The 20,899-nt window shown below is 63.9% G+C and carries 19 protein-coding genes; 10 read left to right on the plus strand and 9 right to left on the minus strand.

Translation table 11 applies throughout. The features are described from left to right. Positions 1 to 37 precede the first annotated feature (37 nt). The 3 genes from EJC47_RS14495 to EJC47_RS14505 form a co-directional block, all read right to left on the minus strand. Positions 38 to 1,084 carry a homocysteine S-methyltransferase family protein gene (locus EJC47_RS14495; RefSeq protein WP_126848669.1) on the minus strand — a complete coding sequence of 349 codons (1,047 nt, stop codon included), beginning with the start codon at positions 1,082 to 1,084 and terminating at the stop codon, positions 38 to 40. Positions 1,085 to 1,195: 111 nt separating this feature from the next. Continuing rightward, positions 1,196 to 2,134, minus strand: a complete 939-nt coding sequence (gene metF / locus EJC47_RS14500) for a methylenetetrahydrofolate reductase [NAD(P)H] (protein ID WP_033965083.1) — start codon at positions 2,132 to 2,134, stop codon at positions 1,196 to 1,198. After that, entirely contained in the window at positions 2,131 to 3,099 is a 969-nt protein-coding gene (locus tag EJC47_RS14505) for an ArsR/SmtB family transcription factor (RefSeq protein WP_126848670.1), read from the minus strand. Before EJC47_RS14505 ends, metF begins: the two co-directional genes overlap by 4 nt. A 203-nt stretch (positions 3,100 to 3,302) precedes the next feature. Here EJC47_RS14505 and EJC47_RS14510 point away from each other — a divergent pair, with 203 nt between their 5' ends. From EJC47_RS14510 to EJC47_RS14520, 3 genes are read left to right on the plus strand one after another with little or no spacing between them, the layout of a single operon-like run. Continuing rightward, complete coding sequence (locus tag EJC47_RS14510; protein ID WP_010403519.1) at positions 3,303 to 3,584, plus strand: hypothetical protein; 282 nt, start codon at positions 3,303 to 3,305, stop codon at positions 3,582 to 3,584. Next, positions 3,584 to 3,781, plus strand: a complete 198-nt coding sequence (locus EJC47_RS14515) for a hypothetical protein (RefSeq protein ID WP_033965078.1) — start codon at positions 3,584 to 3,586, stop codon at positions 3,779 to 3,781. Before EJC47_RS14510 ends, EJC47_RS14515 begins: the two co-directional genes overlap by 1 nt. A 2-nt stretch (positions 3,782 to 3,783) precedes the next feature. Further along, the gene (locus tag EJC47_RS14520) at positions 3,784 to 4,734 is read left to right on the plus strand and encodes an aldo/keto reductase (RefSeq protein WP_033965076.1); all 951 of its coding nucleotides are present in this window, start codon (positions 3,784 to 3,786) and stop codon (positions 4,732 to 4,734) included. Positions 4,735 to 4,950: 216 nt separating this feature from the next. On the opposite strand, the gene EJC47_RS14525 is transcribed toward EJC47_RS14520, so the two are convergent. From EJC47_RS14525 to acnA, 5 genes are all read right to left on the minus strand, one after another. Then, positions 4,951 to 6,546 carry an isocitrate lyase gene (locus EJC47_RS14525; RefSeq protein WP_126848671.1) on the minus strand — a complete coding sequence of 532 codons (1,596 nt, stop codon included), beginning with the start codon at positions 6,544 to 6,546 and terminating at the stop codon, positions 4,951 to 4,953. A gap of 140 nt (positions 6,547 to 6,686) precedes the next feature. Next, entirely contained in the window at positions 6,687 to 7,646 is a 960-nt protein-coding gene (locus tag EJC47_RS14530) for a hypothetical protein (RefSeq protein WP_033965074.1), read from the minus strand. A 9-nt stretch (positions 7,647 to 7,655) separates the two neighbouring features. Continuing rightward, positions 7,656 to 9,041: a helix-turn-helix domain-containing protein gene (locus EJC47_RS14535; protein ID WP_126848672.1), complete on the minus strand. Its 1,386-nt coding sequence runs from the start codon at positions 9,039 to 9,041 to the stop codon at positions 7,656 to 7,658. Positions 9,042 to 9,317: 276 nt separating this feature from the next. After that, positions 9,318 to 9,587, minus strand: a complete 270-nt coding sequence (locus tag EJC47_RS14540; RefSeq protein WP_033965071.1) for a CBU_0592 family membrane protein — start codon at positions 9,585 to 9,587, stop codon at positions 9,318 to 9,320. A gap of 13 nt (positions 9,588 to 9,600) precedes the next feature. Beyond that, a complete protein-coding gene (gene acnA, locus EJC47_RS14545; RefSeq protein ID WP_126848673.1) occupies positions 9,601 to 12,273 on the minus strand; it encodes an aconitate hydratase AcnA in 2,673 nt (890 codons plus the stop codon). A gap of 327 nt (positions 12,274 to 12,600) precedes the next feature. Here acnA and EJC47_RS14550 point away from each other — a divergent pair, with 327 nt between their 5' ends. The 3 genes from EJC47_RS14550 (at position 12,601) to EJC47_RS14560 (ending at position 16,361) form a co-directional block, all read left to right on the plus strand. Then, on the plus strand, positions 12,601 to 14,340 hold the full coding sequence (locus EJC47_RS14550) for a DUF1800 domain-containing protein (protein ID WP_249340866.1): 1,740 nt from the start codon (positions 12,601 to 12,603) through the stop codon (positions 14,338 to 14,340). Positions 14,341 to 14,350: 10 nt separating this feature from the next. Then, on the plus strand, positions 14,351 to 15,730 hold the full coding sequence (locus EJC47_RS14555; RefSeq protein WP_033965329.1) for a DUF1501 domain-containing protein: 1,380 nt from the start codon (positions 14,351 to 14,353) through the stop codon (positions 15,728 to 15,730). A gap of 91 nt (positions 15,731 to 15,821) precedes the next feature. Continuing rightward, entirely contained in the window at positions 15,822 to 16,361 is a 540-nt protein-coding gene (locus EJC47_RS14560) for a superoxide dismutase family protein (protein ID WP_126848675.1), read from the plus strand. Between the two features lie 7 nt (positions 16,362 to 16,368). Here the strand turns inward: EJC47_RS14560 and EJC47_RS14565 are convergent, their stop codons facing one another. Further along, positions 16,369 to 17,931, minus strand: a complete 1,563-nt coding sequence (locus EJC47_RS14565; RefSeq protein ID WP_126848676.1) for an MFS transporter — start codon at positions 17,929 to 17,931, stop codon at positions 16,369 to 16,371. Positions 17,932 to 18,153: 222 nt separating this feature from the next. Here EJC47_RS14565 and EJC47_RS14570 point away from each other — a divergent pair, with 222 nt between their 5' ends. The 4 genes from EJC47_RS14570 (at position 18,154) to EJC47_RS14585 (ending at position 20,891) form a co-directional block, all read left to right on the plus strand. After that, positions 18,154 to 18,897 (plus strand): Bax inhibitor-1/YccA family protein, encoded by a 744-nt coding sequence (locus EJC47_RS14570; RefSeq protein ID WP_033965334.1) that lies wholly within the window; start codon positions 18,154 to 18,156, stop codon positions 18,895 to 18,897. An 87-nt stretch (positions 18,898 to 18,984) separates the two neighbouring features. Continuing rightward, positions 18,985 to 19,764 carry a transglutaminase-like domain-containing protein gene (locus EJC47_RS14575; RefSeq protein WP_171010549.1) on the plus strand — a complete coding sequence of 260 codons (780 nt, stop codon included), beginning with the start codon at positions 18,985 to 18,987 and terminating at the stop codon, positions 19,762 to 19,764. A 56-nt stretch (positions 19,765 to 19,820) separates the two neighbouring features. Next, positions 19,821 to 20,126: a hypothetical protein gene (locus tag EJC47_RS14580; protein ID WP_033965336.1), complete on the plus strand. Its 306-nt coding sequence runs from the start codon at positions 19,821 to 19,823 to the stop codon at positions 20,124 to 20,126. A gap of 213 nt (positions 20,127 to 20,339) precedes the next feature. Beyond that, the gene (locus EJC47_RS14585) at positions 20,340 to 20,891 is read left to right on the plus strand and encodes a hypothetical protein (RefSeq protein ID WP_033965337.1); all 552 of its coding nucleotides are present in this window, start codon (positions 20,340 to 20,342) and stop codon (positions 20,889 to 20,891) included. The last annotated feature ends 8 nt before the right edge of the window (positions 20,892 to 20,899 follow it).

A 20,899-nucleotide genomic window follows, 5' to 3' on the forward strand; every position in this document is an offset into this window, starting at 1 on the left:
GGCACCCTCTCCCCGCACGCGGGGAGAGGGAGAATTGTTATGCCGCCATCGTCATCGGCTCCAGCCCGGCCAGCCGGGTCACCACCGGCGGCACCGGCATCACGCGCGGTGCGAGCCCCGCCACGCCCTCGGCAATCGCCTTGATGTGCGCCGGCGTCGATCCGCAGCAACCGCCCAGGATGTTGACCTGGCCCGCGCTCGCCCATTCGCCGACCAGCCCCGCCGTCGTCGCCGGGGCTTCGTCATATTCGCCCAGTTCATTGGGCAGCCCGGCATTGGGATAGACCATGATGAGGGTATCGGCGATGCCCGCCAGCGTGCGCACATGCGGGCGCAACTGCTCCGCGCCGAACGAGCAATTGAGCCCGATCGTCACCGGCTTGGCATGGCGCACGGCATGCCAGAACGCCTCGACCGTATGCCCCGAGAGATTGCGGCCAGAAAGGTCGGTCAGCGTCATCGACAGCATGATCGGCACATCGCGCCCCAGCGCCTCTCCCGCTTCCAGCGCCGCCATGATCGCCGCCTTGGCGTTAAGCGTGTCGAACACCGTCTCGACCAGGATGAAGTCCGCCCCACCCTCGATCAGCGCATCGGTCTGTTCGCGGTACACGCCCTTCAGATAATCGAAGTCGATCTCGCGAAAGCCCGGATCGTTGACGTCGGGGCTGAGCGACAGCGTCTTGTTGGTCGGCCCGACGGCCCCTGCAACAAAGCGCGGGCGGCCGTCCTTGGCCTGATATTCATCCGCCAGCCGCCGCGCGAGCCGCGCGCTCTCGACATTGATCTCGCGCACCAGATGTTCGGCGGCATAATCCGCCTGGCTGATGCGGTTGGCCGAGAAGGTGTTGGTCTCGGCAATATCCGCCCCTGCTTCGAAATAGGCGCGGTGGATCGCCTCGGGCACCGCCGGCTTGGTCAGCGCGAGGATGTCGTTATTGCCCTTCTGGTCCTTGGTCAGGCCCAGGTCGCCCGCATAATCCGCCTCCGACAGCTTCCAATTCTGGATCTCGGTGCCGAACGCGCCATCGGTGATCAGGATGCGCTTGGCCGCTTCAGCCAACAGGGTTTCTCGTGCCGTCATCGTCTAATCCTTCTCCCCTCCCGCTTGCGGGAGGGGCAGGGGGAGGGAATGTCTCGGGAGGGACCTGACAGGCCCTCCCCTAACCCCTCCCGCAAGCGGGAGGGGAATGTGTTACGCCGCCGCAGCCGCCGCCACGGGCTTAGCGCGCAGGCCCAATAGGTGACATATAGCAAAGCTCAGCTCTGCGCGGTTGAGCGTGTAGAAATGGAAATTGCGCACATCGCCCGCATACAGCTTGCGGCACAGTTCGGCGGCGAGCGTCGCGGCGATCAGCTGCCGGCTGGCGGGATGATCATCAAGCCCCTCGAACAGGCGCCCCATCCACGGCGGCACCACCGTGCCGCACATCGCCGACATGCGCACGATGCTCTGGAAATTGGTGACGGGCATGATGCCGGGCACCATCTCCGCCGTGATCCCGGCCGCCGCCGCCCGATCGCGGAAACGGAAAAAGGTTTCGGGCTCGAAGAAGAATTGCGTGATCCCGCGCGTCGCGCCTGCATCCAGCTTGCGCTTGAGATTGTCGAGATCGTCCGCCTGGTCGCGCGAATCCGGGTGGCATTCGGGGTAAGCCGCGACCGAAATCTCGAACGGGTGCAGCCGCTTCAGGCCAGCCACCAGATCGGCGGCATTGGTATAGCCTTCGGGATGCGGGACAAAGCCCCCTGCCCCCGGCGCATCGCCGCGCAACGCCACGATATGGCGCACGCCCGCTGCCCAATATTGCTCGGCAATCTCGTCAATCTCGGCGCGCGACGCCTCGACGCAGGTCAGGTGCGCTGCCGCCGCCATGCTCGTCTCGCGCTCGATCCGCGCGACCGTGGCGTGGGTGCGGTCGCGCGTCGTGCCGCCCGCGCCATAGGTGACCGATACGAAGCTCGGGCCGAACGGCTCCAGCGTGCGCACCGTCTCCCACAGCGCCTCTTCCATCTTCTCGGTCTTGGGCGGGAAGAATTCGAACGACACCGCCGCATCGCCTGCCAGATCCGCGAACAGCGGGGCCTCGAGCGCGCGCCGCGCCTCCTCGAGCTGGTTCACCGAAATCGTCATGCCGCCATCGCCTTATGTACCCCGGAACGCTGGGCATCGCGTTTGCGCGCGAGCCATAATTTCACCGTCAGTTCCCCGCCTTCCAGCCGCTCGGTCCGCTCGGGCGCGAGATCGGCGGCGGCGAACCATGTCGCCATTTGTTCATCGGCAAAGCCCAGGCGGGTATGCCCGTCCTTCGTCCGCAACTCCTCGCGGTCGTGCGCCGCGAAATCGGCGATCAGCAACCGCCCGCCCGCCTTCAGCACGCGCGCCGCCTCGGCGATCGCCGCACCCGGCTGCTGCGCGAAGTGCAGCACATGGTGCACGATCGCCACGTCCGCCGCGCCATCGGCCAAAGGAAGCGCATAGAGATCGGCCTGCCGCAATTCCGTATTGTCCAGCCCCCGCTCGGACAGTTTCGCGCGCGCCAGCCGCAGCATTTCGGACGAGCGATCGATCCCCAGCGCCTGCTCGGCGCGTCCCGCAAACAATTCCAGCATCCGCCCGGTGCCGGTGCCGATGTCGATCAACTGGCCGATCGGCGCATCGCCCAGCACCGCCGAAATCGCCGCCTCGACCTCGCTTTCGGCGATATGGAGCGAGCGGATCGCGTCCCACTGTCCTGCATTGGCCTCGAACCACAAAGCCGCCGAGGCAGCGCGATCCGCACGCACCGCCGCCAGTCGCGCGGAATCGGCCACCGCCCAATGATCGGGCTGAAGCGCCGCCCACGAATCCAGCGCCTCCAGCACCGGGCCGACGGTGGTGCCGCCGCCCAACGCTACGAACACCCAGCTGCCCTCCTTGCGGCGCTCGGCCAGACCGGCATCGCACAGGATTTTGACATGGCGGCTGACGCGCGGCTGGCTTTGCCCGAGCACCTGCGCCAATTCACCAACCGATAGCTCCATAGAGCGCAGCAGGGCCACGATGCGCAGCCGGGTCGCGTCGGCAAGCGCGCGAAAGATGTCGAGAGCGATGGTCATTGGCGGCAACATATAAAGATATCTTTATATGAGGTCAACGCGCTTCGAGCCCTTCCTCCCGCGCGATATGCGCGTCCCGTGGCGGGCCGCCCCTAGCCCTTTAGAACGGCTTGAGTGCAACAAGATCAGCCAGATGGAGTTGAAGGGGCAACGCCCATCCTTTACCGTTGCAGTCCATCTTCCGAAAGCCAAGGGTAATCACGATGACCAAGTCGCTCGCCATTCTGCCACTGGCTGCTCTCCTCGCATTCGGCGTATCCGGCTGCAGCCCGAAGGCGCAGAACGAGGTTTCCGAGGCAGCAAACGCCGTTGCTGCCGACGCCAATGCGACCGCAGCGCAGGCTGTCGACGATACCGACGCCGCGCTCGGTGCCGCCGAATCGCGGATCGACAATGCGGGCGCGGTGCTCGGCAACAAGGCCGACCGGGTCGCCGACAAAACCGGCGCAGCATTGAAGGATGTCGGCAACGAGATCCAGGATTGATGCGGACGCCCTTGCTTTTCGCGCTGCTGTTGCTGGCGGCTTGCTCGGGCAAATCTCCCTCCGGTGCAACCGCAGGGGAAGACAAGGCGCTCGACACGGCCGCCGCCTCGCTTGACGCCAATAGCGCCGACGCCAATGCCGCGATCATCGTCGATGACGATGAAGGCGGCAACGAAACCGACTCCGGGGACCACTGATCATGACCACTCTACGCCGCCTTGGCGCGACCGAACTCCATATCGCGCCGCTCATATTGGGCGGAAACGTCTTCGGCTGGACCGCCGACCAGGACACCAGTTTCGCGGTGCTCGACGCGTTCGTCGCGGGGGGCGGCACGATGATCGACACCGCCGATGTCTATTCGGCGTGGGTGCCCGGCCATAAAGGCGGGGAATCGGAAAGCGTGATCGGTGCCTGGCTCAAAGCGAGCGGCAAGCGCGAGCAAGTGCAGATCGCCACCAAGGTCGGCATGCTGCCGGGCGACGGCGGCGAAAAACTCGCCCCTGCGCGTATCGCAGCGGCATGCGACGCGTCGCTCCAGCGGCTGGGGGTGGAGACGATCGATCTCTATTTCGCGCATCAGGATGACGATGCCGTGGCGCAGGAGGACGCGCTCGCGGCCTTCGCCAAGCTGATCGACGCGGGCAAGGTACGCGCGCTTGGTGCGTCCAACTTCCACGCAGCGCGGCTGAAATCGGCCAATGACGCCGCCACCGCCCACGGCCTGCCGCATTATCATGTGCTGCAGCCCGAATATAATCTGGTCAGCCGTCACAAGTTCGAAGGCCAGCTTCAGGATTATTGCGTCGAACATAATATCGGCGTGGTGCCTTATTACGGCCTCGCCTCGGGCTATCTGACCGGCAAATATCGCAGCGCCGCCGATTTCGGAAAAAGCGTGCGCGGCGGGCGGATGCAGGCGTTCATGGATGGGACCGGCCCTGCCGTGCTTGATGCGATGGACGCGATTGCCGAGGAAACCGGTGCTTCACTGGCGCAGATCGCGCTGGCCTGGCTTGCCGCCCAGCCCGGCGTCACCGCACCGATCGCCAGTGCCACCAGCGTTGCGCAAGTCGAGGAGTTGATCGGGGCGATGGACCTGACGCTCAGCACCGACCAGATCGACCGGCTGACCAACGCGGGGGTGTAAGCCCAACCCGTTGCCGTCACCCCGGCCTTGTGCCGGGGTCCACCGCTGCGCGCGGATAACGGTTCAGAAATCCGTGCCAGGGTGGGTGCCGGGACGAGCCCGGCATGACGGAAGAGTAGAACCCCGCTGCGGCAAAGCCGCGTCGTCGGACGGGGCTGCAGGCCCCGCCGGCCGGGCCTGCCGCGGGCGCGGCGGAGCTTTGCTCCGCCTGCTGCGTCAGGCCGCGAACTGGTTCATCGTATTGTGCGCGCCACCGGCCTTCAGCGCCGCTTCGCCCGCGAAATATTCCTTGTGATCGTCACCGATGTCGCTGCCCGACATGTTCTGGTGCTTCACACAGGCGATGCCTTCGCGGATTTCCTTGCGCTGCACGCCCTTCACATAGCCGAGCATCCCCGCCTCGCCGAAATACTCCTTGGCGAGATTGTCGGTCGACAGCGCCGCGGTGTGATAGGTCGGCAGCGTGATGAGGTGGTGGAAGATCCCGGCGCGCGCTGCGGCATCCTTCTGGAAGGTGCGGATACGCTCATCGGCTTCATCGGCCAGCGGCGTGCCGTCATACTCGACCGACATCAGCTTCGCGCGATCGTAAGCCGACACGTCCTTGCCCTCTCCCGCCCAGGCATCAAACACTTGCTGGCGGAAGTTGAGCGTCCAGTTGAACGACGGCGAATTGTTATAGACCAGCTTGGCGTTGGGCACGACCTCGCGGATGCGGTCGACCATGCCCGCAATCTGCGCGATGTGCGGCTTCTCGGTCTCAATCCACAGCAAGTCCGCACCATGCTGGAGCGAAGTGATGCAGTCGAGCACGCAACGGTCCTCGCCGGTTCCGGGACGGAACTGGAACAGGTTGGACGGCAGCCGCTTCGGCCGCAGCAGCTTGCCATCACGGTTGAGGATGACGTCGCCATTGCGCGCGGTCGCCGGGTCGATCTCCTCGCAATCGAGGAAGCTGTTATACTGGTCGCCGAGATCGCCCGGTTCCTTCGACACAGCGATCTGCTTGGTCAGCCCCGCCCCGAGCGAGTCGGTGCGCGTGACGATAATGCCATCCTCAACGCCGAGTTCGAGGAAGGCGTAGCGACAGGCGCGGACCTTCGCGAGGAAGTCCTCGTGCGGCACGGTCACCTTGCCATCCTGATGCCCGCACTGCTTCTCGTCGCTGACCTGATTCTCGATCTGCAACGCGCACGCGCCCGCCTCGATCATCTTCTTGGCGAGCAGATAGGTCGCCTCGGCATTACCGAAGCCCGCGTCGATGTCGGCGATGATCGGCACGACATGCGTCTGATAGCCGTCGATCGCGTTGAGCAGACGATGCTCGTTGACTTCGTCGCCAGCAGCGCGGGCGGCATCGAGCTCGCGGAACATCATGCCGAGTTCGCGCGCATCGGCCTGGCGCAGGAAGGTGTAGAGTTCCTCGATCAGCGCCGGAACACTAGTCTTTTCGTGCATCGACTGGTCAGGCAGCGGCCCGAATTCGCTGCGCAACGCGGCAACCATCCAGCCCGAGAGGTACAGATAGCGACGCTCGGTCGATCCGAAATGCTTCTTGATGCTGATCATCTTCTGTTGGCCGATGAAGCCGTGCCAGCAGCCCAGCGACTGCGTGTATTTGGCCGGATCGGCGTCATACGCCGCCATGTCGCGGCGCATGATCGCGGCGGTGTAGCGCGCAATGTCGAGCCCGGTCTGGAAACGGTTCTGCACCCGCATCCGCGCGACGCTTTCGGCGTCGATGCCGTCCCAGGTGCCGTTCTGGCTCTGGATGAGTTTGGCGGTGTGGGCGATAGCGGTCTGGTAGGTCACGGCGAACATCCTCATCGGCTGCGATGTGGATGATGTAGGCAAGTTTACAGAACTATTTGACCAAGAATCGTCATAAATTGGCGTTTCGCTGTTAATTAGCGAGATACATTTTTGTAATTATGAAATATATTTACAACCCGTCAGTCAGGGCGATCTTGGATCACGCTCGGCGTCGGGCGCCCCCGTACATAGGCCTGGGCCGGGCTTGCGATGGGAAAGCCCGCCGCCGTCGCCGCCGCTAAAATGCGCCGGATATTTTGATAACTGCCGACACTCACCGCGACGCTACTCGGCAAATTGAGCCACTCCTCCGAAACCAGCAAACCACCGCGCGCCTTTTTGACCCGACCGTCGGCCACCAGCCGCTCCACCCGACGCTGCACCGTCGCGTATGGAAGGCGCAGGGTACGAGCCAGCGCACTCACCCTGAGCGGACGACGCAGCGAATCGGGCGGGACGCGGAATTGATCCGCGTAACGCCGGGCCAATTCGGGATCGTAGGTATAGGCGCGGGCGTTTGCGCACAGGATGGTCGAATACAGAACAAGATTGATCCATTCCTGGTGCAACCCCCGATTGTTATCGGCAACGGCGAGCATGATGTCGGCAGCAGCCCGCACCCCGACCGCCGGATGATACAGGCTCGTCACGCGCTGCGACGGCATCGGCAGGTCGAATGCCTGCAAATCCTCGACCAGCCTGACAAAGGCATCGTGCGCCGTCATCGACATTTCGACCATTTCGGGGCGTTGCAAGCCACTGGCAAGCGCCACCACCCCGCTTGGCGTGCGCGCCACCACCTCTTGCGCGATCAGCGCATTGACGTGGCGACGCACGGTCTCGAACGGACGTGAAAGCGATGCCGCCAAGGAATTGATCGAGATCGCGCGGGAATCGGGCGGATCGGCGGCGGAGTCCATGCCGTCGATCGGGGTTGCCGCACTCTGACGCGCGATCAAGGTGAAGATCACAAACCGATCCAGATCCCCGTCAAAGCCGCGCAGCCCCGCCTGGACAATGGTCGTCTGCATCTCGGCCAGAAAACGGGTAACCAGCCGTATCGGCGGAACCGCCCCGAAATCGCTTTCCGCCTCTCCCATGATCGTGCCTCAGTCCCCGCCAAAGGTAAACGCGCTCACGCCGCGCTCGCGCTCGTTGATCGCCAATGCTCGACCGACCGGCGGCAGCGATCGCTGCGGACAACCGCCGCGCCCACATGCGCGGCAGCCAAGCCCGATCGGCGTGGCCTCCCCCTTCAAGTCGAGTCCCCGCGCCACCACCAACGTACCGGCATGCTCCGCCGCCACGCCCAGCCCGACCGCGAATTCCGCCGGCACCGCGCCGTAGCGCCGCCCCTGCGGCGTAACGGTCCGCGCCATCGTCAACCAGCGTGCACCACCCTCCAGCTCGATCAATTGCACCGCCAGCACTCCCGGTCGATCGAACGCGGCGTGCAACCGCCATAGCGGGCAACGCCCCTCCGACTCCGCCAGCGGCGATCCGCTCGCCCCTGAAAAGCGCTTCGACACCTGCCCGGCGCGATCGATCCGCACCAGGAAAAACGGCAGCCCGCGCGCACCAATGCGCTGCAAAGTGGTCAGCCGATGCGCGACCTGCTCGAATCCGGCGCCGAAGCGGCGTTGCAGAAGTTCAATATCGTATCCCGTCGCCTCGCACGCGCGCAGGAAGCGCGCATACGGCATCATCAACGCCGCCGCGAAATAGCTGGCAAGGTGGCGGCGATACAGGCGTTCCGCGTCGCGATCGGTAAAGCCTGCCCCCTTGGCCAGCCCATCGATTTCGCCACGCGCCTCGATCTGGGCGAGTTGATAGGCCGCCCCGAACACGCGCGACGCCGGGTCGAGCATTTCGGAGAGCTGCAATTGCCGCGCGTGGAGATCGGTGCGGCGCAGCAGATCGGGCATGACGTCCACCGGCAATACGCGAATGGTGAGCTGATGCTTCACCCGCAACCGCTCGGCAATCGCTCCATAGAGATCGCCCGCGCCGAGGCGCAATTCATCGGCAAGCCCTTCCGCCAGCGCATCCAGATCGGCGAAATGGCCACGCCATCGTTCAATTTCGCGGCGCACCTCGGCAATCGGATCCGCCGCCCCTGCCTCGGCCGAGCCCGCCGCCCCGATCCGGTCGAACGCGCGCGCAAACGCTTCCGCCCCGCCCGGTGCGCCCGCCAGCCATTCCTCGATTTCATTACGGTCGATTTCCAGGTCGGCGAACATCGGGTCGGCGAGCCGTCGCCGGAGTGCTGCCTCCCCCCCGCCGGGTTCCCCCGCCGCCAGCGCACGCGGGTCGAAATCGAAACTCTCCGCCAGCTTGACGATCAACGATGCCGATAAAGGCCGCTGGTTCTTTTCGACCAGATTGAGGTAGCTCGGGCTGATCGTCAGCATTTCGGCCATGGCCGCCTGCGTCAGTCCGGCCTGCCGTCGCAAACGACGGATAGCGTGCCCAGCGAACAATTTGCGATCGGCCATGCTTCTGCGTCCCTCACGATGCGGCGCGCCCCAAGGGAGCCCCCCGATCATCATGCCGCAACCTGTCATATATTTACAAGGGGACTCCGAATTTACGCAGATAAGTAACGCCTTTACCGAATGGCGGGCGCATCCCCCCTGTTCGGCGCGGGTCTTTCCTCTCTATTGCGCCGTCAACGGATCGGCAGCTTGTCAAAAGCTCGACCGTTCGCAGAGGCTTGAGAGTTTCCTGGGGAGGAAAGGATGCCCGCCATGCACATGCGTGGCGGGCATTTCCTATTCTACTTCCTCATTGCTGCGACGAAGACGCTTTTGCAGCAGCCGAATCAGCGTGACGATACCAATCGTTGCCCATGCAATGTTGAGCGTGGTCGAGGGCCACGCCCCGTGCCAGCCGCTATTCAAAACAAATCCGGCCGCACCGACGACGTTCATCCATTGGAACGCTGCCGACTGGCCGGACAGTTTGCCGGTCGAAACCAGCAGATAGGAAGCGAGGATGAGCAGCGCCGCTGCCCATCCAATCGCCTCGATCGCCGTCGTCACGACAGCATCGGCATTACGCCGCCAGCTTGCGCAGCACGTACTGCAGGATGCCGCCGTTGAGGAAATATTCCAGCTCGTTGACGGTATCGATCCGGCAACGCGTCAGGAAGGTTTCGACCGTGCCATCGGCGCGGGTCAGCGTGACCTCGACATCCTGGCGCGGGCGGATGTCCGCGACCTTCATGATCGTGAAGCTTTCCGAACCGTCGAGCTTCAAGGTCTTGCGGTCGACACCCTCGGCGAACTGCAGCGGCAGCACGCCCATGCCGACCAGGTTCGAGCGGTGAATGCGCTCGAAGCTTTCGGTGATGACAACGCGCACGCCGAGCAGATTGGTGCCCTTCGCCGCCCAGTCGCGCGACGAACCGGTGCCATATTCCTTGCCCGCGATGACGATCAGCGGAACGCCGTCTGCCTTGAAGCGCATCGCCGCGTCGTAGATCGGCATCGTCTCGCCCTTGTACGAGGACATGCCACCCTCGACGCCGGGGACCATCTCGTTCTTGATGCGGATATTGGCGAAGGTGCCGCGCACCATGACATTGTCGTTGCCGCGACGTGCGCCATAGGAGTTGAAGTCGGCGCGCGCGACCTGACGCTCCATCAGCCATGCACCCGCCGGGCTGTCGGCCTTGATCGAACCGGCCGGCGAAATGTGGTCGGTCGTGATCGAATCGCCCAGGATGGCGAGAGGACGCGCCTCGACAATGTCCTGCACCGGTGCCGGGGTCATCGACATGCCCTCGAAATAGGGCGGGTTGGCGATGTAGGTCGATGCAGGCGGCCACGCATAGGTGTCCGAACCGACCACATCGATCGCCTGCCACTTCTTGTCGCCCAGGAAGACGCTGGCGTAGCGCGACTGGAACATGCCGCGGTCGATGTTCGCGTCCATCACTTCACGGACTTCGGCGTTGGTCGGCCAGATGTCCTTGAGGTAAACGTCGGTGCCGTCGGTCGCCTGGCCGATCGGGGTGGTGGTGAAGTCCTCGGTCACCGTGCCCTTGAGCGCATAAGCGACGACCAGCGGCGGCGAGGCCAGGAAGTTGGCGCGCACGTCAGGCGAAACGCGGCCCTCGAAGTTGCGGTTGCCCGACAGCACCGAGGCGGCGACGATGTCATTGCCGTTGATCGCCGCCGAAATCGGCGCAGCGAGCGGGCCCGAGTTACCGATGCAGGTGGTGCAGCCATAGCCGACCAGGTTGAAGCCGACCGCGTTGAGGTCTTCGGTCAAGCCAGCCTTGTCGAGATAATCGGTCACGACCTGCGAGCCGGGTGCCAGCGAGGTCTTCACCCACGGCTTGGGCTTGAGGCCGAAAGCATTGGCCTTGCGCGCGACCAGACCGGCGGCGACCAGCACCGACGGGTTGGAGGTGTTGGTGCAGCTCGTGATCGCCGCGATCACCACGTCACCATCGCCAATGTCATGGTCGCGGCCTTCGACCGGAACGCGCTTGGCGGTGGCGTGGCTGTAGACCTTGGCGAGATCGGCGTTGAAGGTATCGTCGACCTCGGTGAGGATGACCTTGTCCTGCGGGCGCTTGGGGCCAGCAAGCGACGGCACGACGTTCGACATGTCGAGCTCGAGCGTGTCGGTGAAGACGGGGTCCGGCGCATCCGCCAGACGCCACATGCCCTGCGCCTTGGCATAAGCCTCGACCAGCGCGATCTGTTCATCGGTGCGGCCGGTCAGGCGCAGATAGGTGAGCGTCGCGTCATCGATCGGGAAGAAGCCGCAGGTCGCGCCATATTCCGGTGCCATGTTGGCGATCGTCGCACGATCGGCGAGGCTCAGTGCGTCGAGGCCGGGGCCATAAAATTCGACAAAGCGGCCGACCACGCCCTTGGCGCGCAGCATCTGCGTGACGGTCAGCACCAGATCGGTCGCGGTGATGCCCTCGGCGAGCGAACCGTGCAGCTTGAAGCCGACGACTTCGGGGATCAGCATCGACACGGGCTGGCCGAGCATCGCAGCTTCCGCCTCAATCCCGCCAACGCCCCAGCCGAGCACGCCCAGGCCGTTGACCATCGTCGTGTGGCTGTCGGTGCCGACGCAAGTGTCGGGATACGCGATCGTCCTGCCGTCCGGCGACACCGACGACCACACCGCCTGCGCGATGTTCTCGAGGTTCACCTGGTGGCAGATGCCGGTGCCAGGGGGCACGACCTTGAAATTGTCGAGCGCCTTGGAACCCCATTTCAGGAACTCGTAACGCTCATTGTTGCGCTGATATTCGAGCTCGACGTTATCCTCGAACGCCTTGGGCGTGCCGAACTCGTCGACCATCACCGAGTGATCGATCACGAGGTGCACCGGCACCAGCGGGTTGATCTTGGCGGCATCGCCACCAAGCTTGGTGATCGCATCGCGCATCGCCGCCAAATCGACTACGCAGGGCACGCCGGTGAAATCCTGCATCAGCACGCGCGCGGGGCGATACTGGACTTCGCGGTCGGATTTGCGCTCCTGCTGCCAGTCGATGATCGCCTGCAGATCCTCGGTGGTGACGGTAACGCCATCCTCAAAGCGCAGCAGGTTCTCGAGCAGCACCTTCATCGAGAAGGGCAGACGGCTGATATCGCCGAGCTTTTCCGCGGCGGCAGCGAGGCTGAAATAATCATACTGCGCGCCGTTCACGTCGAGCGTGGTGCGAGTGCCGAGGGTATCCTGGCCAATGGCGGTCATATGCAGCGGGTCCTTCCCTATGGGGCCTAACGGGGCGCGGCGGGGAGGCGGCGAAAAGCCGCGCGGGCGCGCCCAGTATGGGCGAATGCAAGAGTCGCGAGGGGCGATAGCAGCGAGGGGAAGCTTGGGGAAGGGCACGAGGCCACGCCCAGCGTCTAAAAGGTTGCGCGCTGAGCGATCGATCCCCCGCTCGCCCCGCCGTCCTCAACGCCGTCCTTAACGCTGCATTGCCTTATGATAGATCATGGCGGGGGGGCTGCTTTGCTGGTAGGAGCGCCGGACGACACGAGCGCGCCGGCGCGCTTTGGTCCGAAGTGGGGTAAAAGCGTGACAGAGCAAGCACTCGTCCTGGACGATCGCGTAGTTGCAGCCGATGCTCCTGTTGAAACGGCTCCACTCGAAATCGCGAACCCCGCCGCGCTGTCCGGCGCTTCCATGGCCGCGCTGGCGGCGACGCTGGCGCTTGCCGCGTGCGGAGACGGCGGAAGCGGCGGCGGCGCCACCGGAGGCTCCCCCACCCCCACGCCATCGACGCCCACACCGACCCCGATCGGAGCGGCCGCCGCCAGCCGCTTTCTGGGCCAGGCGACGCTCGGTGCGACCAAGGCGGAGATCGCAAACGTGCAGTCGGCCAGCTACGATGGCTGGCTGACCGCGCAATTCGCGCTGTCTCGGTCGACACGCCACTGGGACTGGCTCGTGGCCAATGGCTATTCGGCCGCAACCTTCATCAATTCGCTGGCGGGGTTCGACCAGACGATCTGGCGGCAAATGATCGTCGAACCCGATCAGTTGCGCCAACGCGTCGGCATCGCGCTGTCGGAAATGTTGGTGATCGGCGTCGACGCGCTCAACCTCAACTGGAAGCAGTTTGCCGGCGCGGCCTATTTCGACGTGCTGCTCGACAATGCCTTTGGCAATTTCCGCACGCTGATGGGCGCGATCACCACCAATGCGGCAATGGCGACTTTCCTGACCTTTCTCGGCAACCGGAAGGCAAACCCTACCACGGGCTCTCAGCCCGACGAAAATTATGCGCGCGAACTGATGCAGTTGTTCACGCTCGGCCTGTATCAGCTCAATCCCGACGGATCGGTCAAAACAAACGCGGGAAAGCCGCTCGAAACCTATGGCCCAGCCGATGTATCGGGGTTGGCGCGGGTATTTACCGGACTCAATTTGGCATCGTCCGACAGCACGACGCCGGAGCGTTACCGCGTGCCGCTGGTCATGACGGCGTCGCAGCACGAAACCGGTGCATCGACGTTTCTCGGCACGACGATCCCGGCGGGAACCGAGGGAATGGCCGCCGTCAACCTCGCGCTCGACGCGATCTTTGCGCATCCAAACGTCCCGCCCTTCGTCTCCAAGCAATTGATCCAGCGGCTCGTCACTTCCAACCCCTCGCCCGCTTATATCGGACGGGTATCCGCCGTGTTCGCCGACAATGGAAAGGGCGTTCGCGGCGATTTGAAGGCCGTGATCCGCGCGATCCTGCTCGATACCGAAGCCCGCGATTCTGCGGCCTTGACCAGCGCGACCGCTGGCAAGTTACGCGAACCCGTGCTGCGGCTGGTCGGTTGGGCACGCGCCTATTCCGCGACGTCGCCGTCCAATGCCTGGGCGATCGGCGACACGTCGAACCCCAATTCGCGGCTCGCCCAATCGATCGGACACAGCGCGACGGTCTTCAATTTCTTTCGTCCCGGCTATGCACCGCCCAATACCGCCATCGCCAGCGCGGGGCTGGTCGCGCCGGAATTTCAGATCACCAACGAGCTGAGTGTCGTCGCCTATATCAATTACATGCAGGCGCTGATCGCCAATGGCACCGGCGACTTCAAGGCGGACTACACCACGATCCTGACGCTCGCGGCGGACAGTCAGGCGTTGATCGACGAGGTCAACCTCGTGCTCGCCAATGGGCAATTGAGCAGCGCGACGGTTGCGGCAATCAAAGCCGCGGTCGACAGCATCGCCAATACCGGTGCGACCGGCCCCAGCAACCGCGTGATGACCGCCATTTTGCTGACGATGGCCTCGCCCGATTATCTGACCTTCAAGTAAGGATCGCGCCATGACCAGCGACCAATCCCGCCGCGCCTTCCTCAAACGCTCCGCCGCGCTCGGACTGGCAGGCAGCGCCATGCCGTTCGTCACCAGCCTCGCCGCGATCGGCGAAGCTGCTGCAGCCGTTACCAGCGATTACAAGGCGCTGGTCTGCGTGTTCCTCTATGGCGGTAACGATTACGCCAACACGTTGCCGCCCTATGATCAGGCGAGCTACGCGCTCTATCAGGCTGCCCGCAGCAACATTGCGCTCGATCGCGCGGCGCTGGCCGCCACCGTGCTGAATCCCGCGACCGCGCTTGCCGGCGGCAGACAATATGCGTTGGCTCCGACGCTGTCACCGCTGCTGCCGCTGTTCAACGCAGGAAAAATGGCGGTCGCGCTCAATGTCGGCACGTTGGTCCAGCCGACGACCAAGGCGCAATATAGCGCCAATTCGGTGCCACTGCCGCCGAAGCTGTTCAGCCACAACGACCAGCAAAGCTATTGGCAAGCCTCCAACCCCGAGGGCGCGACCTCGGGCTGGGGCGGTCGCATCGGGGATCTGCTCCAAAGCGGCAATGGCTCGGCGACGCTGACCTGCATCAACGCCACCGGCAACGCTGTATTCCTGACCGGCAAGACCGCGATCCAATATGCGGTTGGCACCGGTGGGCCGATCGCATTGTTGAACAATGGCTCAACCCTGTTCGGGTCGAGCACGGGCGCAAGCACGCTGCGCACGCTGATGGCCGCGTCGCAAACCAACATCTTTCAGGACGAGCACGCCAAGATCAGCAAGCGCGCACTCGATACCTATGCCCAGGTCAATGCTGCGCTCGCTAGCGCGCCTGCCGCCAATTTCCCGCTTTTCCCCACGTCCAACAGCCTTGCCGATCAGCTCAAGATCGTCGCGCGGCTCATCTCGGTCTCGTCGCAACTGGGCGCCCGGCGGCAAGTGTTCTTCGTGTCGCTTGGCGGGTGGGACATGCATGATGCGCTGGTCGCCAATCATCCCACTCAGACCACGCTGCTCGCAAACGCGATGCGGGCCTTTTACGACACAACCGTCGCGATGGGCGTGGCCGACAAGGTAACCACTTTCACCGCCTCCGATTTCGGGCGGACGCTGGTGTCGAACAACGACGGATCCGATCACGGCTGGGGCAGCATGCATTTCGTAATGGGCGATGCTGTACGCGGGCAGCGCTTCTATGGAACGCCGCCCGCAATCGGCAATGGCACGGTCGACGACGTCGGCCAGGGCCGGCTGCTGCCGACGATCGCGGTCGACCAATATGCCTCGACGCTCGCCAATTGGTTTGGCGTTTCCGCGACCGACATGCGCACGGTCCTGCCCAATATCGGCAATTACAACAGCTCGTCGTGGAACCTAGGGTTCGTCTGACGGACGGAATCAAAGGAGCGAGCCTAAGGCGGCAGTTGCGCGTTTGGTGATTAACGCCCAGCAACGGTCGCGGCGGCAACAGGAGATTCGCATGCGCAAATTCGTGATCGCGGCAACTGCATTGACAACATTCGGCCTCACCGGCTGCGATACGCAAAAGACTGTCGCCGTCGGCGCGTCAGTCGCGGAGGGCGCGCATGCGGTGGCGCAAATCCGCACGCCGGACGGTGCCGATGTCGGTCGCGCGACCGCGACCGAAGTGACGGGTGGCCTGCGACTGACGCTCGATGTGCACGATCTCACGCCCGGCACGCATGGGGCACATGTGCATACCGTCGGGCGCTGCGACGCCCCCGACTTCGCCAGTGCAGGTGGCCATTGGAACCCGGCGGGCACCAAGCACGGCTCGATGAACCCCCAGGGGCCGCATGAAGGCGATCTGCCCAATCTCATCGTCGGCGCTGGTGGGCGCGGGACGATCGGCATCTTGCTGCCCGGCGCAACGATGGCTGGGCTGCTCGACACCGATGGCTCGGCCATCGTCGTCCATGCCAAGCCGGACGATTTGATGACCGACCCGTCGGGCAATAGCGGGGCGCGGATTGCCTGCGGGGTCTTCAGCGCGGGCTGACGCGCGCCTAGGCGATCACCTCTCCCGCAGCGCGCGCCCGCGCCTCACGATTGGCTTCTGCCCGTGGCACCAATCGATACGCTGCGATGGCCGCGCCGATCGTGATCGGTGCGGTCAGCAGCAGCGAAAGCACGCCGGTGGTAAGACTGCCCGACAGGGTCGAAACGCGCCCGGCAATATAGGGGCCCATCGCCAGGCCAAGCAGCGTCGTGCCGATGAAGAACGCGCCCGTTGCGGTGCCACGCATGCGCGGCAATACCAGATCCTGCATCGTCGCCCCTGCTGCACCCAGCGCCGTACTCGAACACGTTGCCGCCACCAGTAACGCGGAGACGAAGATCGAAACGTCCCCGCTGCGAAACGCGATGACGATGAAGGGCAGCGGCACGATCGCGCCGAACAGGATGACCATGATCCGTCCCGCCGGAAAGCGCCGCCGTAGTCGGTCAGCGACAATGCCGCCCACCGTCACCCCGACAAAACCCCCAAAGGCCAGCGTTCCGCCGATCCACCCGCCGGCTTGTTGGATCGTCACACCCAAGGTGCGCATCGCATAGGGTGCCGCCCACAGGCTGACGCCGTAGCTGACAAACGCGTTCAAGCCATAGGCAATGACGACACAGAGAAATGCCGGATTGGCGATCACCAGCGTATAGGTCGGCAAATCGCGGCGCTTCAGCGCGCTGGCCCAGGAAAAGACCGCATATGCCCCTAGCCCGACGGCAGTCCATTGCGGCCACGGTTCGCCAAAGTGGCGCAACACCGCGATCGCGCCTGCCACCACGCCAAGCGCAAGCACGTTGATCGCCAACGACCGCCCCCCGCCACGCGCCGCGCCAATCAGCGTGAACGGAGGCACGATGGTGAGCAGATCGGCCAGCAAGGCGCGGAACGGGGCCGGATGCCGTTCGGGCGGCGGCAGTCCCTCCACCGCACCGCGCACTGGCTCGCGCAGTGTCGCGACCAGCAGCGCTAACAGTAAGCCCGGCAGCCCCACGGCGATGAACGCGGCTTGCCACCCGTGCAACCCCAGCGGTCCGCCGGCCGGATAGGTTGCGTTCCAGCGATGCACGACGAGCCCTGCGATGCTGAGCGAAACCCCGCCTCCGACATAGAGGCCGGACGAGTAGATCGCGAGCGCGGTGGCACGCAACTTCTTGGGAAAATAGTCGGAAATCAGGGAATAAGCCGACGGGCTTGCCGTCGCCTCGCCAATGCCCACGCCGACTCGCGCCGCAACCAGCATTCCTCCCGAGCGCGCAAAGCCGGACAGCGCGGTCATGCTCGACCACAGCACCAGGCCTGCGGTCATCAACCGAACCCGGTGCCAGTTATCCGCTAACCGGCCGAGCGGGATGCCGAACAAGGAATAGAACACCCCGAACGCCGTGCCATATAGGAAACCAAGATCCTCATCTTTCAAATGCAGGTCGCGCTTGATGTCTTCGGCGAGGATCGAGATGATCTGCCGATCGACAAAATTAAGCACGTAGACCAGGAAAAGAATGCCGAGAACGTAATATGCATAGGCTGACGCGCGCGGCGGCGCGATGCCCGGTGGGGTCGCCATTCGATCAATCCTCTCGGCAGTTTCTGCTCTGCTCGGCAGCCTAGCAGAGCATACCGAGATTACGAAAGTGCTTTCACGTTGGGGCCGCATTCCTGTCGATCGGTCGTCGGCGATCTGCGCGACGGCGGGATCGCACGGTTGCGGGATTGGCTTGAAAACCGCGCTGTAAAGGCCGATATTGCCGTCATCTGACATATGGTCGGTGTTTAGGAGCTTCTCGCAATGGCAAACTGGTCTGATCCCCGTCCGAATGCTTCGGCGTTCCCGGCGGCTGGGACCGTCGGCACGGCGGCATTCGATGCCGGCCTGCGCAGCTATATGCTTTCGGTTTACAACTACATGCTGTCGGGCATCCTGTTGACCGGGTTGGTCGCCATGTTCTTCTCATGGGGCGGCCTGGATTCGCCTGCGGCGCACATTTTGATCGGTGGCGGTCCGCTCGCCTGGATCATCATGCTGGCACCCTTGGGCTTCGTTTTCGCCATGAGCTATGGGGCCGCCCGCATGGCACCCGGCACGCTGCAGGCGATGTTCTGGGGCTTTGCGGTAGCGATGGGCCTGTCATTGTCGACGGTGTTCCTGCGCTACACCGGCACGTCGGTTGCACAGGCCTTCTTCGCGACGTCGGCCGCTTTTGCGGGGCTTAGCCTTTACGGCTACACCACGAAGCGTGACCTTTCGGCGTTCGGCACCTTCCTGGTCATGGGGTTGGTCGGCCTGATTGTCGCAATGCTGCTGAACGTGTTCTTCCAGTCAGGCCCGCTCGCGCTGGTTATCAGCATCGTCGGCGTTCTGCTGTTCGCTGGTTTGACCGCTTATGATACCCAGCGCACGAAGAGCGTCTATGCCTATGTCGCCGGAACCGAAGACGAGCAGCGCACGGTGATCATGTCGGCGCTGACCCTCTATCTCGACTTCATCAACATGTTCCTCTTCATCCTGCGGATGTTCGGCAACCGCAACTGATCGACGCGATACGCGACGCACCGGATCTGTCCGGTCTGGGCCCGATAGAATGTCTATCGGGCCCTTTCTTTTGCCGAAGGGTCCGTGATGCGCCTCTCGATCGATGTGACGTTGAATTATGCGATCGACGGTGCCGCCGACGTGCTGTTGCTGATCGAAGCTGCAAAAGGCCCCGATCAGCGCCTTTTGACGCAGGATTTCACGGTGTGGAGCAACACGCCGTTACGCGCGGTGCCCGGCGAAGAGGGTATTGGACAACGGTGCTGGCTTCACGCGGAAGGATCGTTTCACGCCGAATATCGCGCGACCGTGGAGATCCTGCGCCAACCGCGCGATTTCGCCGAGTTGGGCGACACGCCGATCCGCTTGATGCCGCCCGAAACCATCCCCTATTTGCTGCCTAGTCGGTACTGCGAATCCGATCGTTTGGAAGGCTTTGTCGAACAGGAATTTGGCGGGCTGTCGGCAGGCCCATTGGCGAGCGCGCTGGTCGATTGGGTGGCAGGCCACCTCACATATGCCAGTGGCACCTCCAGCGGCACGACCACCGCGCTGATGACCTTTGCCGAACGCCGCGGCGTCTGCCGCGACTACGCGCACCTGCTGGTGGCACTCGCGCGCGCTGGCGGCATTCCGGCCCGGTGCGTATCCGCCTATGCCCCAGGCGTCGACCCGCCCGACTTCCATGCCGTCGCCGAATTGTGGATCGATGGCGACTGGCATCTGGTCGATGCCACGCGCATGGCATCCAGCGCCGAACTGGCCCGCGTTGCGGTTGGCCGCGATGCCACCGACATCGCTTTCATGACGGTGTTTGGCCGCGCCACGATGAACCAGCAGCGCGTGACCGTCACCCGCCTGCCCTGACGGAACACTGTCCGCGCTCCGCTCGTTTCAGAGCCATTGCAGTCAGGAGAGCGACGATGCCGCACGATACCAAAATGATCGACGAGAAAGCGCTCGACAGCTTGTCGATCGCCCCGGGAAGCCCCGAAGAGAACGAACAGATCCATCATCCGCGCCAAAATGCGGGCCAGGACGAGTCGATTGCCAAGCGCCTCGAGCGCGATCCGACCAGCCCGGACGCGGTGCTCGATAACGCGCTCGACGAATCGATGGACGCTTCGGATCCTCCTGCGACGACCAAACCGGGCGATAACGGCGCGGCCCCCAAATCGTCCGGCTATGATCAGGACGCGGAGGCCGCGATTATCGCGGATCGCCGATAATCCTTAGCGGCGGTCCCGCTTCGCCTAAAAATGTTGCGCGATCGCCGCACCTTTCAGAATTTTCCATCATTGGACCAGATTCGCCACCTCGCGTGTTGCGCTGCAACAAAATCTATGGTCGCTTACTACTATTGGACGATCGCGCGTTAACCATGGAGTAAGCCACGAAGCGCATGATCGCCCAACTGCACTTTTTGGGCGCGGGGTGATGTAATGGGTTCTCGAATGAAGCCGGCGAATGGTGCCATGACATTGGCGGAAATGAAGGAGTTTGCTGGCTTTTCGTCGGCAACGCAGCGTTATGTCCGGCGCTCTCTGGACATCGGTCTCGACCGAGATGACGCGATGGCACGCTGGTCGAGGGACGTTGTCGAAGCGGCGAGCATCCGCGCCCAAGTTCGCGTCTACACACGCCTGCCCGACATCCGCGCAATGATCCCGGACGACAGTGGCCTGGATTCGGTGGAGCCGCTTTTCGCGCCGCTGCTGACCATTACGGCCTTCGATCTGGGCCAGGGGCGGCTGACGACCTTTTCCGCCTATCGCTTTCTGTACGAGCGCCTGGTCGGTGCGGAAATTCGTCCGTGGCTACCCGCAGCCTTCTGTGCTGCCGCAGCGCTGCCGCATCTGCATCCCGACCTGCGCCGCAAATTGCTGCAGTCGATCAGCGAGGCGGCGGCGACCGCGTCGGGCTGGTCGAACCGCCAGCCAGCCTTTTTCCCGAAATGGGTGGAAAAGGTCGATATTACCGCCCTGCCCAACTGATCCTGCCC

The sequence above is a fragment of the Sphingomonas sp. TF3 genome (genome assembly GCF_003985085.1).
Lineage (GTDB): Bacteria > Pseudomonadota > Alphaproteobacteria > Sphingomonadales > Sphingomonadaceae > Sphingomonas.

Excerpts from the sequence above, each read along its gene's own strand:
- EJC47_RS14570 (WP_033965334.1), top strand. The coding sequence starts at position 18,154 with ATGGCAAACTGGTCTGATCCCCGTCCGAATGCTTCGGCGTTCCCGGCG.
- EJC47_RS14495 (WP_126848669.1), bottom strand. The coding sequence starts at position 1,084 with ATGACGGCACGAGAAACCCTGTTGGCTGAAGCGGCCAAGCGCATCCTG.
- EJC47_RS14565 (WP_126848676.1), bottom strand. The coding sequence starts at position 17,931 with ATGGCGACCCCACCGGGCATCGCGCCGCCGCGCGCGTCAGCCTATGCA.
- EJC47_RS14535 (WP_126848672.1), bottom strand. The coding sequence starts at position 9,041 with ATGGCCGATCGCAAATTGTTCGCTGGGCACGCTATCCGTCGTTTGCGA.
- EJC47_RS14515 (WP_033965078.1), top strand. The coding sequence starts at position 3,584 with ATGCGGACGCCCTTGCTTTTCGCGCTGCTGTTGCTGGCGGCTTGCTCG.
- EJC47_RS14580 (WP_033965336.1), top strand. The coding sequence starts at position 19,821 with ATGCCGCACGATACCAAAATGATCGACGAGAAAGCGCTCGACAGCTTG.
- EJC47_RS14530 (WP_033965074.1), bottom strand. The coding sequence starts at position 7,646 with ATGGGAGAGGCGGAAAGCGATTTCGGGGCGGTTCCGCCGATACGGCTG.
- EJC47_RS14520 (WP_033965076.1), top strand. The coding sequence starts at position 3,784 with ATGACCACTCTACGCCGCCTTGGCGCGACCGAACTCCATATCGCGCCG.
- EJC47_RS14560 (WP_126848675.1), top strand. The coding sequence starts at position 15,822 with ATGCGCAAATTCGTGATCGCGGCAACTGCATTGACAACATTCGGCCTC.
- metF (WP_033965083.1), bottom strand. The coding sequence starts at position 2,134 with ATGACGATTTCGGTGAACCAGCTCGAGGAGGCGCGGCGCGCGCTCGAG.
- EJC47_RS14510 (WP_010403519.1), top strand. The coding sequence starts at position 3,303 with ATGACCAAGTCGCTCGCCATTCTGCCACTGGCTGCTCTCCTCGCATTC.
- EJC47_RS14585 (WP_033965337.1), top strand. The coding sequence starts at position 20,340 with ATGGGTTCTCGAATGAAGCCGGCGAATGGTGCCATGACATTGGCGGAA.
- acnA (WP_126848673.1), bottom strand. The coding sequence starts at position 12,273 with ATGACCGCCATTGGCCAGGATACCCTCGGCACTCGCACCACGCTCGAC.
- EJC47_RS14505 (WP_126848670.1), bottom strand. The coding sequence starts at position 3,099 with ATGACCATCGCTCTCGACATCTTTCGCGCGCTTGCCGACGCGACCCGG.
- EJC47_RS14575 (WP_171010549.1), top strand. The coding sequence starts at position 18,985 with ATGCGCCTCTCGATCGATGTGACGTTGAATTATGCGATCGACGGTGCC.
- EJC47_RS14555 (WP_033965329.1), top strand. The coding sequence starts at position 14,351 with ATGACCAGCGACCAATCCCGCCGCGCCTTCCTCAAACGCTCCGCCGCG.